The 16,419-nt window shown below is 72.1% G+C and carries 14 protein-coding genes; 8 read left to right on the top strand and 6 right to left on the bottom strand.

The window, feature by feature from the left end; genetic code table 11:
- Nucleotides 1-63: 63 nt before the first annotated feature.
- The gene (gene rpsF, locus ACGFZ2_RS25785; protein ID WP_076468436.1) at nt 64-354 is read right to left on the bottom strand and encodes a 30S ribosomal protein S6; all 291 of its coding nucleotides are present in this window, start codon (nt 352-354) and stop codon (nt 64-66) included.
- A gap of 635 nt (nt 355-989) precedes the next feature.
- On the opposite strand from rpsF, the gene ACGFZ2_RS25780 reads away from it, so the two are divergent.
- Nucleotides 990-1,781, top strand: coding sequence for a deoxyribonuclease IV (locus tag ACGFZ2_RS25780; RefSeq protein WP_393457684.1), 792 nt, complete (start codon nt 990-992; stop codon nt 1,779-1,781).
- Complete coding sequence (locus ACGFZ2_RS25775; RefSeq protein ID WP_393457681.1) at nt 1,778-4,183, top strand: hypothetical protein; 2,406 nt, start codon at nt 1,778-1,780, stop codon at nt 4,181-4,183. Before ACGFZ2_RS25780 ends, ACGFZ2_RS25775 begins: the two co-directional genes overlap by 4 nt.
- Nucleotides 4,184-4,239: 56 nt before the next feature.
- Here the strand turns inward: ACGFZ2_RS25775 and ACGFZ2_RS25770 are convergent, their stop codons facing one another.
- The 3 genes from ACGFZ2_RS25770 to ACGFZ2_RS25760 form a co-directional block, all read right to left on the bottom strand.
- Nucleotides 4,240-5,745 carry a glycosyltransferase family 87 protein gene (locus ACGFZ2_RS25770; protein ID WP_393457679.1) on the bottom strand — a complete coding sequence of 502 codons (1,506 nt, stop codon included), beginning with the start codon at nt 5,743-5,745 and terminating at the stop codon, nt 4,240-4,242.
- 118 nt (nt 5,746-5,863) lie between these two features.
- Entirely contained in the window at nt 5,864-8,722 is a 2,859-nt protein-coding gene (locus tag ACGFZ2_RS25765; protein WP_393457676.1) for a transglycosylase domain-containing protein, read from the bottom strand.
- Between the two features lie 199 nt (nt 8,723-8,921).
- Entirely contained in the window at nt 8,922-9,389 is a 468-nt protein-coding gene (locus ACGFZ2_RS25760; RefSeq protein WP_393259507.1) for a DUF5318 domain-containing protein, read from the bottom strand.
- Between the two features lie 175 nt (nt 9,390-9,564).
- On the opposite strand from ACGFZ2_RS25760, the gene ACGFZ2_RS25755 reads away from it, so the two are divergent.
- The 3 genes from ACGFZ2_RS25755 (at nt 9,565) to ACGFZ2_RS25745 (ending at nt 12,122) form a co-directional block, all read left to right on the top strand.
- Nucleotides 9,565-10,203 (top strand): PadR family transcriptional regulator, encoded by a 639-nt coding sequence (locus ACGFZ2_RS25755; protein WP_393457673.1) that lies wholly within the window; start codon nt 9,565-9,567, stop codon nt 10,201-10,203.
- Between the two features lie 23 nt (nt 10,204-10,226).
- Nucleotides 10,227-11,306 carry an inositol-3-phosphate synthase gene (locus ACGFZ2_RS25750; protein ID WP_393259510.1) on the top strand — a complete coding sequence of 360 codons (1,080 nt, stop codon included), beginning with the start codon at nt 10,227-10,229 and terminating at the stop codon, nt 11,304-11,306.
- A 144-nt stretch (nt 11,307-11,450) separates the two neighbouring features.
- Complete coding sequence (locus tag ACGFZ2_RS25745) at nt 11,451-12,122, top strand: hypothetical protein (RefSeq protein WP_393457670.1); 672 nt, start codon at nt 11,451-11,453, stop codon at nt 12,120-12,122.
- 69 nt (nt 12,123-12,191) lie between these two features.
- Here the strand turns inward: ACGFZ2_RS25745 and ACGFZ2_RS25740 are convergent, their stop codons facing one another.
- Nucleotides 12,192-12,671 carry a methylated-DNA--[protein]-cysteine S-methyltransferase gene (locus tag ACGFZ2_RS25740; RefSeq protein WP_393259513.1) on the bottom strand — a complete coding sequence of 160 codons (480 nt, stop codon included), beginning with the start codon at nt 12,669-12,671 and terminating at the stop codon, nt 12,192-12,194.
- A 174-nt stretch (nt 12,672-12,845) separates the two neighbouring features.
- Here ACGFZ2_RS25740 and ACGFZ2_RS25735 point away from each other — a divergent pair, with 174 nt between their 5' ends.
- Nucleotides 12,846-13,745, top strand: coding sequence for an SdrD B-like domain-containing protein (locus tag ACGFZ2_RS25735; RefSeq protein WP_393259515.1), 900 nt, complete (start codon nt 12,846-12,848; stop codon nt 13,743-13,745).
- A 69-nt stretch (nt 13,746-13,814) separates the two neighbouring features.
- On the opposite strand, the gene ACGFZ2_RS25730 is transcribed toward ACGFZ2_RS25735, so the two are convergent.
- Entirely contained in the window at nt 13,815-14,219 is a 405-nt protein-coding gene (locus ACGFZ2_RS25730) for a hypothetical protein (protein WP_393457668.1), read from the bottom strand.
- A 107-nt stretch (nt 14,220-14,326) separates the two neighbouring features.
- Here ACGFZ2_RS25730 and ACGFZ2_RS25725 point away from each other — a divergent pair, with 107 nt between their 5' ends.
- Both ACGFZ2_RS25725 and ACGFZ2_RS25720 read left to right on the top strand, forming a co-directional pair.
- Entirely contained in the window at nt 14,327-14,848 is a 522-nt protein-coding gene (locus ACGFZ2_RS25725; RefSeq protein ID WP_393457786.1) for a hypothetical protein, read from the top strand.
- 29 nt (nt 14,849-14,877) lie between these two features.
- Entirely contained in the window at nt 14,878-16,395 is a 1,518-nt protein-coding gene (locus ACGFZ2_RS25720) for a flotillin family protein (RefSeq protein ID WP_393457665.1), read from the top strand.
- Nucleotides 16,396-16,419 lie beyond the last annotated feature (24 nt).

Genomic DNA, 16,419 nt, shown 5'->3' with positions numbered 1-16,419 from the left:
CAGGCTCTCAGAGCCCTCCGACAGCACCGATGAGGCTGGTCCGGGTGAACCGGGGTTGAATGCTTAGCGCATCTCCGGCCGGATGACCTTGGTGCGCAGCACGGACTCGTTGAGCCGCAGCTGACGGTCCAGCTCGGCCACCGCCGCAGGCGTCGCCTGCAGGTCGATGACGGCGTAGATGCCCTCGGCCTTCTTGTTGATCTCGTACGCGAGGCGCCGGCGGCCCCACACGTCGGTCTTCTCCACCGAGCCACCCGCGGTCCGGATCACGTTCAGGTACGTGTCGAGCGACGGGGCGACGGTGCGCTCCTCGAGGCTGGGGTCGAGGATCACCATGATCTCGTAATGACGCAAGACGTGCTCACCTCCTGTGGGCTAAGCGGCCACGGTCCTTCCGTGGCAGGAGGTCGTGCGTCGTGGCCCACGCCGGTCCCGGGGGAACCCGGCCGGACGCGGACAACCGGACCAGGATACCCGGTCCGGACGATCATGCCCGGGGTGGTCGGTCCACCCGCCCCGGGCAGAGGCGACGGGGGCCCGCCTCGACGTCGCTGTCGATGCGAGCCCCCGTGCACGAGGCCGCGGGGCGTCCCGTCCGCATTCCTTGGGTGGGACCTGGGGAGGAACGACCACACCGATGAGGTTGGACCGGGGACGCCCCGCGGAGCTTTATCGTGTTGTTACCCGACGTTACAACGGCTCTTGACCCTTGTCGGCGTAAATGGCGGATTTCTCCGAAATTTTTTGGCCGACCCGGGTACTGGTTCCGGGGCCGGCCCCCGTCGCGCCGGGCCGCGCGACGGGGGTGCCCCCGCTTCCCGGGCGGCTCGGCCACCCGGCGGGCGACCTGCGGCCGCCTCGCCCGGGAGCACCAACCGTGGATCCCACTCACATCAACGACCGCCGACGCCGGGAGGTGACGCCGGCACACCTCCCACTCCCCACCGCCGTCGCCCCGGCTGTCGGCGCGGCGACGTAGGCTCCCGTGCATGCGTATCGGAGCCCACGTCGATTCGACCGACCCGCTGGCGGAGGCGACGGCCCGAGAGGCCGGGGCCGTGCAGTTCTTCCTCTCCGACCCGCAGGGGTGGAAAGCCCCGAAGCCCCGGGAGGACGCGGAGCGGCTGCGGGCGGCGGACGTCGACCTCTACGTCCACGCGCCGTACGTCATCAACGTCGCGACCCTGAACAACCGGATCCGGATTCCCAGCCGGAAGCTGCTGCTCGGGCACGCCCAGGCGGCCGCCGCCGTCGGCGCGAAGGGGCTGATCGTGCACGGCGGGCACGTCAACGCCGGGGACGACCTCACCGTCGGTTTCGACAACTGGCGCAAGACCTTCGCGTACGCGGCGGACTCCGGCGGCTTCGAGCTGCCGGTCCTGATCGAGAACACCGCCGGCGGCGACAACGCGTGCGCCCGGCGGCTCGACGCGCTGGCCCGGCTCTGGGACGCCGTGGGCGACTACGAGGTGGGCTTCTGCCTGGACACCTGCCACGCGCACGCCGGCGGCGAGGAGCTGCTCGGCCTGGTCGACCGGGTCAAGGCGATCACCGGACGGATCGACCTGGTGCACGCCAACAACTCCAAGGGAGCGTTCAACTCCGGGCAGGACCGGCACGACAACCTCGACGGCGGGACGATCGACCCCGAACTGCTGGTGGCGGTGATCCGCGCGGCCGGCGCGCCGGTGGTCGTCGAAACCCCGGGCGGCGTCGAGGGCCAGGGTGCCGACATCGCCTTCCTGCGTGACCGGCTCGGCGCGGAGAGCCCCGCCGCATGACGACCGACCAGTCCGCCACCGGTGGCCCCCGCCCCGCCGCCGGCCCGTCGGCGGCTTCCGGCGACGACTCGCCGGCCGGCCCACCCCCCGGCCCGACCACCTCCACCGAAGCCGCGCGCGCGGGCGTTCCCGACGGGGCCGACCCGGCCAGCGGCACGGGTGGCGGCACCGCGCCGACGGCCGGTGCTCCCGCCGGGACCCGCTCCACCGACAAGGACCCGGTCACCAGCGACGCCCGCGGCACGAGCGGCCGAGACAACGACCGGCCGGGCACCGCCAGCGGCACCGGCGACGCCAAGGCCGGCGACGCCACGAACAGCGGAGACGCCAGGACCAGGCTCGGCGATGCCGGAGCCAAGCCCGGTGCCGCCGGAACCAGCGACGATGTCACCACCGACGGCGACGTCAAGGCCGTCGCCGGTGACGCCGGCACCACCGGCGACGGCAGGGCCAAGGACGCCGACGGCAAGGACCGCGAGGACGGTGCCGCCGAGGCCGGTGCGGCCAAGGCCGGCACGGACAAGGCCGGTGCCGCCAAGGAGGGTGCCGCCAAGGACGACACGGACAAGAACGGCGACGGCAAGGAGAGCGGCAAGAGCGAGGAGGGCGGCAAGGAGGCGGGGAAGCCGGACCGGTGGGCCGCCTTCGCGTCCGCCCCGGAGCCCCGGCCGAGCTGGGTACGGCGTGCCGCCCGGGCGGTCGGTCGCGTGCTGATCCACGAGTGGACGCTCGCGACGCTCGGCTCGCTGGCGCTGGCCGTCCTGATGACCTGGCCGACCATGCGCTACCCGTTGCACACCCTCCCGCAGGACTACTGGGACCCGAGCCTGCAGGCGTGGCAGATGGCCTGGTCCGGGCACATCCTGCTGACCAACCCGGCGCAGCTCTGGCAGTCGAACACCTTCTTCCCGGAGGACTGGAGCTTCGCCTTCTCCGACACGCTGCTCGGCTACGCCCCGGCGGGCATGATCGGCACCGGCCCCGAAGCCGCCGTGCTGCGCTACAACATCATGTTCGTGCTGGCCCACGCGCTCGCCACGCTCGGGGCGTACGCGCTGGCCCGCCAGCTCGGCGCGGGCCGGATCGGCGGGGCGGTGGCCGGGGTCGGCTACGCCTACGCGCCCTGGCTGCTCGCGCAGGCCGGGCACCTGCACGTGATCTCCAACGGCGGCATCCCGCTGGCGCTGGCCATGCTGGCGCGGGGGCACGGCTACTCGCTCCGCCACGGCTACCGCCCGGAGCGCCGGCACGACGGCTGGGTCTACACCGGCTGGCTGGTGGCCGCCTGGCAGCTCAGCCTGGGCTTCGGCATCGGGCTGCCGTTCGCGTACTTCCTCGGCGGCGCGGTGGTCGTCGCCGCCGTGACCTGGTACGTCCGGCGAACCTGGTTCTGGGCCGTGAAGCGCCCGTTCGGGCGCCGGCTGCTCGCCGCGGACCTGGTCGGCGGGCTGCTCTTCGCCGGTGTCGGCGCGCTGCTGGCGGTTCCGTACTTCACCGTGAAGGAGCAGCACCCGCAGGCGGAGCGGACGGTCGCCGACATCGGCATCTTCTCCCCGCCGGCGAGCGGCTTCTTCACCGCGCCCGCCGAGTCGCGCATCTGGGGCGAGTTGCACGAGGGCGCGCGGGCGGCGCTGCCCTGGCACCCGGAGATGACCCTGCTGCCCGGGTTCGTGCTCTACGCCCTCGCCGCCGGCGGGCTCTTCTTCTCCGTCTGGAAGCTGCGCCACCGACTGCTGCTGCTCGCCGGCGTGGTGGTGACCATGGTGCTCGCCATGGGCACCCGGTTGTTCGACGGCACGTACACCTACGTGCCGCTCTTCGAGCACCTGCCCGGGTGGAGCGGCCTGCGCACCCCCGGCCGGCTGATGCTCTGGACCACGCTGCTGCTCGGGCTGCTCGCGGCGGGCGCGGTCAGCGCGTTCGCCACGCGGGTGCGGGAGATCTGCGCCGAGCGGATCCCCTCCTGGCCGGGCCCGTGGCTGCGCCTGGCCACCCTGCTGCCGCTGGTGCTGGTGATCACCGAGGGCCTGAACGTCACGCCGCACCCGGTCGTGCCGCAGCAGCCCGCCGCGATGCGGACCGTGGCCGGCCCGCTGCTGGTGCTGCCGAGCAGCCAGAACCTCGACCAGCCGGTGATGCTCTGGTCCACGACCAGGTTCCAGGACGTGGTCAACGGAGGCAGCGGCTTCACCCCGCACCAGCTCGACGAGGTGCGCCGGGTGACGCTCTCCTTCCCGGATCAGACCAGCGTCGACTACCTGCGCATCCTCGGCGTCCGCAACGTGCTGCTGATGCGCGACCAGATCGCCGGCACGCCGTGGGAGGTCACGGTCGACGCGCCGGTCGACGGCCTGGGCATCACCCGCGAGGAGATCGGCCAGGTGGTGGTCTACCGGCTCTGACCCGCGTGCCGCCGGCCACCCGGGTGTGTCTCACCTCGGGTGGCCGGCGAGACGGGTCACGCCGGCAGGGGTGCCGGCTCGGCGGGGGCGGTGGGCCGGCGTCGCCAGCGGTCGAGCCAGGGTGCGTCCGGCGCGCCGTCGAGGGGACCGCCGTCCGGGTCGTCGGCGTACGTGGCCCGTACCGGGTCGTGTTCCGGCCGCAGGATCTCCCGCACGACCAGCACGCAGAGCACCACCACGGTGGTCAGGCGCAGGGTGGCCGCCAGCACGAAGACGCCCTCCGGGAAGACCGGCTTACTGGTCGACGCGCCGAGCAGTTCCCCGTAGAAGGCCGCGAAGTAGCAGACCTCGGCCACCTGCCAGGCCAGGAAGGCGCCCCACCTGGGGCGGGCCAGCACCACCAGCGGCAGCAGCCAGAGCACGAACTGCTGCGACCACACCTTGCTGAAGATCAGGAACGCGGCGACCACCAGGAACGCGAGCTGCGCGAGCCGGGGGCGGCGCGGCGCCAGCAGCCCCAGCGCGGCCACCCCGAGGCAGGCCATCCCGAAGAGGGCGTACGACAGGGTGTTCAGCGCCGGAATGTTGACGTTCAGCCACTCGAAGGGCCCGAGATCGGCGGGGTTGGCGCTGCCGACCTTGCCGTCCAGGTAGCGCCCGATGTACCAGAGGGTGCCCCAGTCGATCGGCCGGGTCGAGTTCAGCTCGAAGAACCGGTCCCAGTTCTCCCGGTACGGGACGGCGACCGGCAGGTTCACGGCGACCAGGGACACCAGGGCCGCGCCGATGGCGGTGAGGGCGGCGCGGAGCCGCCCGGCGCGCAGCGCCAGCAACAGGATCGGCCAGAAGATGAACAGCGGCCACATCTTGGCCGCCCCGGCGAGGCCGAGCAGGACGCCAGCGAGCAGGGGCCGACTGCGGGCCCAGGCGAACAGGCCGAACGCGGCCAGCCCGATGGCGAGCAGGTCCCAGTTGACCGTGGCGGTGACCATCAGCGCGGGGGCGAGCGCGAAGAGCGCGGCGTCCCAGGGTCGTCGGCGGCGCAGGGCGAGGATCACCGCCACCGTGGCGACCGCCAGTGCGCCGAGCACCAGCGCGTTCAGGTTGTAGAACCACTGGCCCTGGTTGATCCCCGGGTCGTTCTCGCCGAGGGCGTGCACGGGCAGGCCGAGCGCGCCCATGAAGTAGCCGGTGAGCACCGGGTACTCGACGGGGTGGTCCCGGTAGGGGACCGCGCCCTCGTTGAGCCGCTCGGCGTAGTAGAGCGCCAGCACGTCGGTGTAGCAGAACCGGGTGTACTGCACGTTGTTCTGCCAGGCACCGTCCTGGCAGGGCGACTTCTGCACCCAGTGCAGCGCCAGGGTCAGGCAGACCAGGGCCAGGACGATCCTCGCCGCCGTCCAGAACCGGCTCTCCCGCCCGGCGGGTCGGTCGAGCGCGACGGCGTGGTCGCCCAACGGGCCGCCGATGACGCCGGAGACGCCCCGGACGAAGCCGTCGGACCGGGACGGGTGGTCGGCGGCACCGGCGTCGTCGATGCCTCGCGTCGGCTGCGTGCTCATGAGGGTGCATCCTGCCGTACGACCGGCCTCCGCGTCCCCTGCAGCACCCGACACGTCGGTACGCGGAAACGCCGCCGGCGGCCGGAAAGGTGCTCCGGCCGCCGGCGGCGTTCGTGGCTCAATCGTCGTCGGGTCGGGGTGTGAGGCTCGGGAGTAGCCCGTCACCGCCACCCCCGCCACCCGGCCGCGGGTCAGTCGGGTCGGTGGGCCCGGTGGGACCGCCCGGGTTGTTGCCGCCGCCGTTGTTGCCACCGCCGTTGTTGCCGGTCGGCGGGCAGAACGGGTTCAACGGGTCCGGGCAGTTCGGCGGGGTCGGGGGCGGGGACGGCGGGGGCGTCTCGCCGTTGCCGGAGTTGGGGTCGCCGATGTTCGCCGCCGGCGGGAAGTCCTTCTTCTCCCGATAGTCGTCTGAGGTCTTGTGCGCCTCTTCCATGAACCGCTCCCAGATGTCACCCGGGAGGTTCGAACCACTGACCCGACGGCCGTCCTTCAGCTTGAGCGGCAGTCGGTTCTGCAGGTTGCCGACCCAGACTGCGGTGGCGATCTGTGGCGTGTAACCGATCATCCAGGCGTCGCCGTTCTCCGGGCTGTCCGGCTTCTGCTCCCAGGTGCCGGTCTTGGAGGCCGCCTTACGGCCCTCCTCCAGCCGGTGGTTGACCTGCGCCGGGTACTGCTCCAGCACCGAGGTCACGTCGGCCACGACGTCCTTCTCGATGCGCTGCTTCGGGGTGAGCTTCTCCCCGCCGATCTTCTTCCACTTGCCGGTGATCTCGTCCCGCTCCTCCACCGAGTAGAGGAAGTGGGCCTTGTTGTAGACCCCCTCGTTGGCAAAGGTGGCGACGCCGTTGGCGTGGTCGAGGACGGTGACCGGGTACTGGCCGTAGCCGACCACGTGGAAGAACGGGCTCGGCGCGATCTTCTTCGGATCGGTCTTGGTCAGGTCGTACGCCTTCGCCGGGTCGGTATCCGTCCGCCACATGGTGGTGACACCGGCGTCGGCGGCCATCTTGATGACCTTGTCCGGCCCGATCTCCTGGGTCACGTGGTAGAAGGGCACGTTCAGCGACTGCAACGTGGATTCCTTCAGGGTGCAGGAGTCGCCGCACCTCGGGTTGTCGTTGCCCGCGTTGCTGACCTTGAACTCGGTGCCCTCCGGAGTGAACGCCCGGCCCTTCCAGCGCGACTCCAGGGCCTTGCCCTCCCTCAGGGCCGCCGCCAGCGTGTAGATCTTGAAACTGGAGCCCGGCGAGTGGCCGCCGGTGACGTTCCCATTGGCGTCGGTGTTCTTGCCGGCGTAGTCGGTGCCGGTGCCGTTGTCGCCGCCGTAGTAGGCGAGCACCCGGCCGTTGTCCGGGTTGATGGCCACCACCGCCGCCATCAGGTTCTTCGGCTGGCCGGCGAGCTCAGAGCCCTTGGTCTTGCGCTGGGCCGTCTCGACCGCCGCCTTCTGGATCTTCGTGTCGATGGTGGTGCGGATCCGGTAGCCGCCGGACATCAGCGCCTGCGAGCAGAGCTTCTTCTGCTCGGTGACCTTGGATTCGTCGTCGACGCAGAGGCCCTGGTCCCGCATCTCCTGCTTGACGTAGTTGATCACGTTGCCGTACGGGGTGTTGACGCCGTAGTCGAGGCCGGCGCCGCCCTGGTTCGGCTTCTTCAGGGTCTTCGTTGGGTACTCGGTCGGCGCCGCCGGCTTGCCCGCGGCGTTCAGCCAGCCCTTCTCGACCATGCCGCTGATCACGTAGTCCCACCGGGACTTGGCCTCGGTGGGGTTGACCGCCGGGTCGTAGCCCTTGTGGCCCGCGCCGGCCTCCGGCTGCTTGATCAGCGCGGCGAGGACCGCGCCCTCGGCGACGCTGAGGCTCTTCGCCGGCTTGCCGAAGTAGGTCTGCGCCGCCGCCTCGATGCCGTGCGCGCCCCGCCCGAAGTAGATGATGTTCAGGTAGTGCTGCATGATCTCGGGCTTGCTCTTCTGGTCGTTCAGCTTCGAGGCGAGGATCGCCTCCTTCACCTTCCGGGCGTAGGTGTCGTCCTTCAGGTTGTCGTAGGCGTTGCGGGCGTACTGCTGGGTGATGGTCGAGGCACCCTGCTTGTCGCCGCCGGTGAGGTTGTTCCACGCGGCGCGGGCGATGCCCTTGTAGTCCACACCGGAGTGCTCGTAGAAGTTCCGGTCCTCGGCCGCGGCGACCGCGTCCTGCACGTGCTTCGGGATCTGGTCGATGGTGACCAGGGTCCGGTTCTGTGTGCCGACCTTGGCGATGGGCGTCTTGTTGTCGAACGCGTAAAGGGTGGTCGCCTGCGGCGGCGTGGTGTCCTCGGGAAGCACGACGCTGGTCGAGTAGTAGGTGAAGCCGACCACGCCGAGGCCGGCGAGCATGATGAAGACCGCGAAGGCGGCGATCAGCATGTTCACCCGCTTGCGCTTCTTCGCCCGTGCCGGGTCGCCCGCGCCACGACCGCCGCGGCCGGGGCCGGTCGGCCCCCCGGGCCCACCCGGGCCGCCCGAGACGCTCGCCCGCGCCGACGCCCGGCCCGCGACGCCGCCGACGGCCGCCGACCCGACGCTGGCCCGCCCGGCCGAGGCGGCACCGACGGCCGCGGCGCCCACCGTGGCGCGGCCGGCCGATCCGCCGGCCGCCGGGGAGACCGGCACCGATGCGCGGCCCGCGCCCGCCCGGCCCGCGCCCGGTGCCGGGGAGACCGGGACGGAGGCCCGGCCGGCGCCGGCACGGCCGGCGGAGGCGGAGCCCACCGAAGCCGATCCGGCGGCCGGACCGCCGCGCGGCGGCACGGACGCCGAGCCGCCGACCGAGGCCCGCCCACCGGCGGCACCCCGGGGCGTGACCGAGGCACGGCCGGGTGCCGTACCCTCCTGTGCAGCCGACCAACCGCCCCCGCGGGCGTCACCGCCGGAGTCGCCGTGCCGGCCCGGAATCTGGGCCCGCCCGCGCGGGGAACTGGGATCGCCGTACGAGTTCATTCCTCACACCCTGCCGTCGCGGTGTGGCGCGATCGCGCCGCCACCGGTTTGCCGTGAGATGGGACACCCGCCGGGCGCGGCACAGGTGCGCCGCAGTCGACCGGTGTCAGTTGTGAATCAATCGGGCCAATCAGACCAACGAGTCGTCGGTCACCCCGGGCGCGCGCATGCTGGCCGGGGTCGGCCGATCGAGCCAGGATCACCGTTGCGCCTCTCGCCTCCGTCGACCGACCGCACCGGTGCCCGAGGCGGCCGCGCCGCCCACCGCGTCCTGCTCCGGCCCGCCCTCCGGGTCCCCGGCCAGCCCGTCCCGGCCGAGCAGGTACTGCTCGACGAGATGGTTCCAGTCACAGCCGAGGCACACCTCCACCACGAAGACCTGGAACTCACGCAGCGTCATCGCCAGCACGGGCAACTCGGCCAGCGTCCGGGCCTGGCCGGCGGACTGCTTGAGTTCGTCGCCGTAAATGTAGTGGACGCGCGTCAGGTTCTCGCTCCGGCAGATCGGGCACCGGTCGTCGGTCGGCTCGCCGTGGTAGCGGGCAGCGTTCTTCAGGTACGGCGACGCGTCGCAGACGTCGTACGTGCCGACCCGACCGGCGAGGAGCTCACGCAGCACCGCTCGCTTCCGGAGCGAGTAGTCCACCACCTGGCGCTGCGTACGCATGCGGAAGAGGGTACGCGGTCTCGCCGGACGGGGCGACCACGGTGACGATGCGTGACCAGAGAACCGCGGAAACGGGGGTTTGCCCTGATCACGGTGATCCGCTAGCGTGCGATGTATCGGTCCGATACATCGCGGCGGTTACCACTCCGCGTAGAGGGTACAGAGAGGATGGCCCGTGCTCGAGCTCGCCATCCTCGGCCTCCTGCAGGAGTCTCCGATGCACGGCTACGAGCTGCGCAAGGAGCTGACCGCCAAGCTCGGAGCGATCCGGGCGGCGATCAGCTACGGCTCGCTCTACCCGACCCTGCGTCGGTTGCAGGCGGCGGGGTGGATCACCGAGGCCGCCGAGACACCCGCCACCGCCGAGGAGGTTCCCGCGCTGACCAGCCGACGAGGTCGGGTGGTCTACAAAATCACCGCGGAGGGCAAGGAACGCTTCGCCCAACTGATCGCACAGGCCGGGCCCGAGACGTACGACGACACGGGCTTCGGCGTGCACTTCGCGTTCTTCGCCCGGACCGACCAGGCGACCCGACTCCGCATCCTGGAGGGTCGCCGGCGAAAGATCGAGGAGCGTCGCGAGGGGCTTCGCGACGTGCTCGGCCGGGCGGCCGAGCGCCTCGACGCGTACACGCTGGAACTGCAGCGCCATGGCTTGGACGCCTGTGAGCGCGAGGTCCGCTGGCTGGAGGAGCTCATCGCCAACGAGCGCTCCGGCCGTGCCCCGACGGTCCTGGAAACCGGGACGGCCGGCGGCCGACGAGAAGACAACAGCCCGCCTCCGCCTGGAGAGTCCAGGAAAGAGCGGCCGTGATGAAGAAGAAGGAGGCAGACGCTATGGGCTCCGTCCGCGTCGCCATCGTCGGTGTGGGTAACTGCGCCTCGTCCCTCGTGCAGGGCGTGGAGTACTACCGGAACGCCGACCCGAACGACCGCGTCCCGGGTCTCATGCACGTCACCTTCGGCGACTACCACGTCTCGGACGTGCAGTTCGTCGCGGCGTTCGACGTGGACGCCAAGAAGGTGGGCATGGACCTCGCCGAGGCGATCGTCGCCAGCGAGAACAACACCATCAAGCTCTGCGACGTGCCGCCGACCGGCGTGACCGTGCAGCGCGGCCCGACCTTCGACGGTCTGGGCCAGTACTACCGCGAGATCGTCGAGGAGTCCGACGCCGAGCCGGTCGACGTGGCGCAGGCGCTGCGCGACGCGCAGGTCGACGTCGTCGTCTCCTACCTGCCGGTCGGCTCCGAGCAGGCCGACAAGTTCTACGCGCAGGCCGCGATCGACGCCGGCTGTGCGTTCGTGAACGCCCTGCCGGTCTTCATCGCCTCCGACCCCGAGTGGGCGAAGAAGTTCGAGGACGCGGGCCTGCCGATCGTCGGTGACGACATCAAGAGCCAGGTCGGCGCCACCATCGTGCACCGCGCGCTGGCGAAGCTCTTCGAGGACCGCGGGGTCGAGCTGCTGCGCACGTACCAGCTCAACTTCGGCGGCAACATGGACTTCATGAACATGCTGGAGCGCAACCGGCTGGTCTCGAAGAAGATCTCGAAGACCCAGTCGGTCACGTCCCAGATCCCGCACGAGATGAGCAAGAGCGACGTGCACATCGGCCCGTCGGACCACGTGCCGTGGCTCGACGACCGCAAGTGGGCGTACATCCGCCTGGAGGGCCGCTCCTTCGGCGACACCCCGCTCAACGCCGAGCTCAAGCTCGAGGTGTGGGACTCGCCGAACTCGGCCGGCGTGATCATCGACGCCGTCCGCGCCGCGAAGATCGCGCTGGACCGGAAGATCGGCGGCCCGATCCTGTCGGCCTCGTCGTACTTCATGAAGTCCCCGCCGGTGCAGTACGCCGACCACGACGCGCACGCCGCCGTCGAGGCGTTCATCGCCGGTGACGTCGAGCGCTGACGCGCCGACCACCAGCACCACCGAAGGCCGGGTCCGCACGGACCCGGCCTTCGCCGCGTCCGGCTCTCCCACCGCCGTACGCGCGACGACCACCGGTGTCACACGGGGTCGAGCGATCGGCGACGCGCGGTTAGGCTGACCGCCGTGACGTCCGTCCCACGCCCCGGCCGCCGCCGAGCGGCACGATGGGCGATCGGCGCGGTCACCGGCACCGTGCTCCTTCCGGTCCTCGCCGGCTGCGCGGCTCCGGGCACCGGTCCAGGCACCGGTCCAGCCTCAAGCAACAGCGCGGCGTCGGCCCTCCCGGCCACCTCTGCGGCGATCACCGAAGCCCGCTGCGTCCGCGCGGCAACCCCCGTCGCCCGCCCCGGCGAGGTCGCCCGGCCCGGTACCGCGACCGCCACGCCGAGCCGACCGGGCAGCGGACAGCCGCTGACCGACGAGCAGCGGCGCGAGGAGTTCCGCCGTCAGCAGGCGGCCAACGACGCCTTCCGGCAGCGCGGCACGCTCGACGCAAAGGCGGCCAGCGGTGCCCGAGCCTGCGCGGCGGAGGTGCTGAGGCGCCTCAACCTGCTGACCGTCGGTGGCCGGGACGACCCCGGGGAGGAATCCGTCCGGCGGGCCGTCGCCGCGACCGGGCTGGCCGGCGTCACCGTCCGGCCGCCGGGTCGGCTCGACCTCGGCCCCGGTGACGGCCTGCTCTTCGCGGGATGGACCGGCCGGGCGTGCGTGTTCGGCAGCGTCCGGGCGGGCGACGTCGCCGTGGAGATCGGCACCCGCATCGCCGACGGCGGCTGCCTGCCCGCCCCGGGCTGACCTCGCGGGGGTGCCGGCGGGCCGGCTCCGCCCCAGATCAGCACCAGCCGGGCGCGGGGCAGCCCCGCGTCAGGACCAGGCGCGTTGCAGGGCGACCCCGGCCTCCAGTTCGAGCAGCTTCACCTTGCGGTCCAGGCCGCCGCCGAAGCCGACCAGCTTGCCGCCCGCCCCGACGATCCGGTGGCACGGCACGAGCACCGGGATCGGGTTGCGGTTGCAGGCCACCCCGACCGCGCGGGCGGCGCCCTGGTCGCCGAGCCGCCGGGCCACCTCGCCGTAGGTGAGCGTCTCCCCGTACGGGATGCGGGTCATCTCCCGCCAGACGCCACGCTCGAAGTCGGAACCGCCCGGCACCGCCAGCGGCACCGCGAACTCGGTCAGCTCGCCGGCGAAGTACGCCCGCAGCTCCGCCACGGCCTGCCGGGCCGTCTCGTCGCCCGGCTCCTCGTCGGCCGTGTCGACCCGGCCGAAGTGGGCCCGGCACACGTGTGTTCCGTCGGTGGCGATGGAGAACTCGCCGATCGGGGAGTCGAGCACGGTCCAGCGCATCCACCCATTGTCCCCGGCGGCCCGACACGGTCGACGGCCGGACAGCGCCGTGACGGCGAAGCGGTTCCGACAACCGCGTAACGCCACGGACATCGACGACGCCGGATAAGTGGAGTTGATCTCCGCTCCGGTCCTCACCATCCGGGAGGGCCGGCCCTGCGACGTGAGGACGCCATGCGATCCCATCCCCTGTCCCGCTCGATCCGACGTATCTTCGCCACCTCGACCGCCACCCTCGCCCTGCTCGGGGCCACGGCGGCGCTCGCTCCGGCCGACGCGGTGGCGGCCGGACGCACCCAGCCCGACCTGTTCGTCGATCTGCTGATGACCGACCACTACAACCCGGCGGAGGGCGAGACCTTCCGCGCGCAGATCGACGTGCGCAACGGCGGCACCGGTGAGTCCGACCCGCTCAGCGTCACTGTGTCGGTGCCGGCGGGGCTGCGTACGACGGCGCTCACGGCCACCGACGGATGGAACTGCGCGGTGGTGGATGAGGCGAGCTACACCTGCGCCCACCCGGCCCTGCCCGCCGCCGGACGGGCCCAGCGGCTCTCGCTGCCGTTCGTGGTGGCCGGCGCCCAGCCCGGCTCCCGGGTGCCGATCACCGCGACGATCGCACCGCAGCGCCAGGAGTCCGACACCACCAACAACACCAGCTCGGTCACCGTGGCGATCTCCGGGACCTGCGTCGTCCGGGGCGTGGTCTGGCACGACCTTGACCGGGACGGGCAGCGCGACGAGGGTGAGCCGGGCATCGGCGCCGGCCCGGACGGCGTGCTCAGCGTCCGGGTCGGGGCCCGGCAGAACCAGACCACCGGCGGAGGCACGGCCACCGTCAACCCCGACGGCACGTGGTCGCTGACCACCCGTACCGAACTGCTCTACCTGGTCTGGGTCGAGGCTGCCGGCACGTACGGCCGCACCGCCGCCGACGTGGGTGACGACGCCACCGACTCGGACATGGTCACCACGTACCAGTCCGACCCGTACCTGCTCACCTCGAGCGCCGAGTTCTTCGCCGTGCACGGCGGCGAGTACGTGGTCGACACCGGCCTGGTCACTCGTAGCTGAGTCGGTCGCCGCCCGCCCGGAGGACGGGCGGGCGGCGCGGCTCCGGTCCCGAGCCGCCTCCGTCGGGGCTCAGAGCAGGGTGAAGCCGAGCAGCAGGGCACCGGCGCTGAGGCTGGCGCCGCCCGCGACGGTCAGCCAGATCAGCTTGTTGGGCTTCGTGTCCTGCGGCCGGGCCACCGAGAGGAAGAAGCCGAGCGGCATCAGGATCGGCGCGGCCACGAGCAGGGCGCGGATGAGCGTGCGGGTGCCGTCGGACGCGTCGGCCTGGTCGACGTAGGGCAGCACGGCCAGCGCGAAGAGGACCAGCACCCCGGCGTGCGCGTGGCCGGCGGTCCACAGGCCCCGGCGGACCGGGTTGTCGAGGTAGCCGGCCTTGCGCCGGGTCAGGTGCATGAGCAGGGTCAGCCCGCCGTACGCCACCGTGACGACGGTGATCAGCAGGATGCCGGCGGTGGTCAGGGTTGCCGAGGACATGGAAACCTCCGTCTTGTCAATGTCAAGATTGACCGCTCGCCGGAATCTTGTCAACAGCTAGATTCGTGTCCGGCGAGTTCGGCGGCACGTTGCGCCAGATCGGTACGGTGCGGGTCGTGGCCACGGGGACACTGATCTTCCTCATCATCGGCGGCGCGGGCGTCGCGGTGCTGGCGCTCGCCCTGCTCGGCGCCGAGCTGCTGCACTTCGGCAACCCGGACTTCGACGGTCCCGTGTCGGTCGAGGCGGTCGCCGGGTTCACCGGGGCGCTCGGCTTCGGCGCCGCGATCGCCAACGAGTTGCTCGGCGGGCGTACCCCCGGGATGATCGCGGTGGCGCTGGCCGGCGGCCTCGTCGCGGCCGTGCCCACCGCGTGGGCCGCGTCCCGGCTGAGCCGGGCTGCCCGCGACATGCGCACCGACCCCACCCCCACCCGCCACCACCTGGTCGGGGCGCTCGGCCTGGTGGTCACCCCGGTGCCCGCCGACGGCTACGGCGAGGTCCGGGTCCGGGTGGCCGGCCAGCCGGTCAAGCTGAACGCCCGGGCCGACCGACCGATCCCGGTCGGCGCCCAGATCTTCGTGGTCGAGGCGCTCAGCGAGACCAGCGTGCACGTCGAAACCTACTGAACCCCCTCATAGCAGATCAGGACGGTCACATGCCCCTTCTCATCGCCATCGGCGGCGCGGTCCTCCTCGTCATCGTGCTCGTGCTCTTCGTCCTCTCCCGGATCAAGGTCGCCGGGCCGAACGAGGCCTTCATCGTCACCGGCCGCAAGGGCCGCACCACGCAGACCGCCGACGGCGGCCGGTCCACCGACATGTCCGGGCAGAAGGTCGTGCTCGGCGCGTCCGTCTTCGTCCTGCCGGTGGTGCAGAAGCTCCAGTCGCTCGACCTGTCCAGCCGGCGGATCGACGTCGGCATCAAGGGCGCGGTCAGCAAGCAGGGCATCCGCGCCGACCTGCACGGCGTCGCGATCGTCAAGGTCGGCGGCACCGAGGACGCCATCCGTGCCGCCGCCCAGCGCTTCCTGCACCAGCAGGACGAGATCGAGGACTTCACGCGGGAGGTGCTCGCCGGCGCGCTGCGCTCGATCGTCGGCCGGCTCACCATCGAGGAGGTCATCCGGGACCGGGCGGCGTTCGCCAGCGCGGTCGCCGAGGAGGCCGAGCACTCGATGACCAACCAGGGCCTGGTGCTGGACACCTTCCAGCTCCAGGACATCCTGGCCGAGGGCTCCTACCTTCAGGACCTGGGCCGGCCGGAGGCCGCCCGGGTGCTCAAGGACGCGTCCATCGCCGAGGCCCGGGCCCGGCAGCAGGCCGAGCAGGAGCGGCTGCTCGCCGAGGAGGTGATCGCCGAGGCCAACCGGAACCTGGCGCTGAAGCAGGCCGCCATCCAGGCGGAGATCGACGCGGCCAAGGCGAAGTCGGCCGCGGCCGGGCCGCTCGCCCAGGCCGAGCGGGACCAGGCGATCCTCTCCGAGCAGCAGAAGGTCGCCGAGCGCAACGCCGAGCTCAAGCAGCGCCAGCTCGACACCGAGGTGCGCAAGCCGGCCGACGCGGCCCGGTACAAGGTGGAGCAGGAGGCCGAGGCGGCCCGCAACGCGGCCGTGCTAAACGCCGACGCGCAGCGGCAGGCCGTCATCGCCGCCGCCCAGGCCTCCGCCGAGCAGGCCCGGCTCACCGGTGAGGGCGAGCGGGCCCGCCGGGCCGCGCTGGCCGAGGCAAACGCGATCGAGGGCGCCAAGGAGGGCGAGGCCGAGCAGCGCCGCCGCTCCGCCATCGCCGAGGCGGTCGAGCGGGAGGGCCAGGCCGAGGCCGCGGCCATCCTGGCCAAGGGCCAGGCCGAGGCCGACGCCATGGCACGCAAGGCCGAGGCGTTCGCGGCGTACGGCGAGGCGGCGGTGTTGGACCTGCTGGTCAAGGTGCTGCCGCAGGTGGTCGAGGCGGCGAGCGCCCCGATCGGCGCGATCGACAAGATGACCGTCATCTCCACCGACGGCGCCTCGTCGCTGACCAAGTCGGTGGCGGGCAACGTGGCCCAGGGGCTCCAGCTCGGCAGCGACCTGACCGGGATCGACCTGGCGGGCCTGCTGGCGAAGCTCGGCTCGGCGTCGTCCGCGTCCGGCAACGGCAAGCCGTCGGTCGACGCCACGGCGGTCGAGACCCGCTGACGCCACCGGGGCAGCGGTGTGGCC

This window comes from Micromonospora sp. NPDC048063 (assembly GCF_043202855.1).
Taxonomy (GTDB): domain Bacteria; phylum Actinomycetota; class Actinomycetes; order Mycobacteriales; family Micromonosporaceae; genus Micromonospora.
This window is presented reverse-complemented; position numbering and strand designations above follow the sequence as displayed.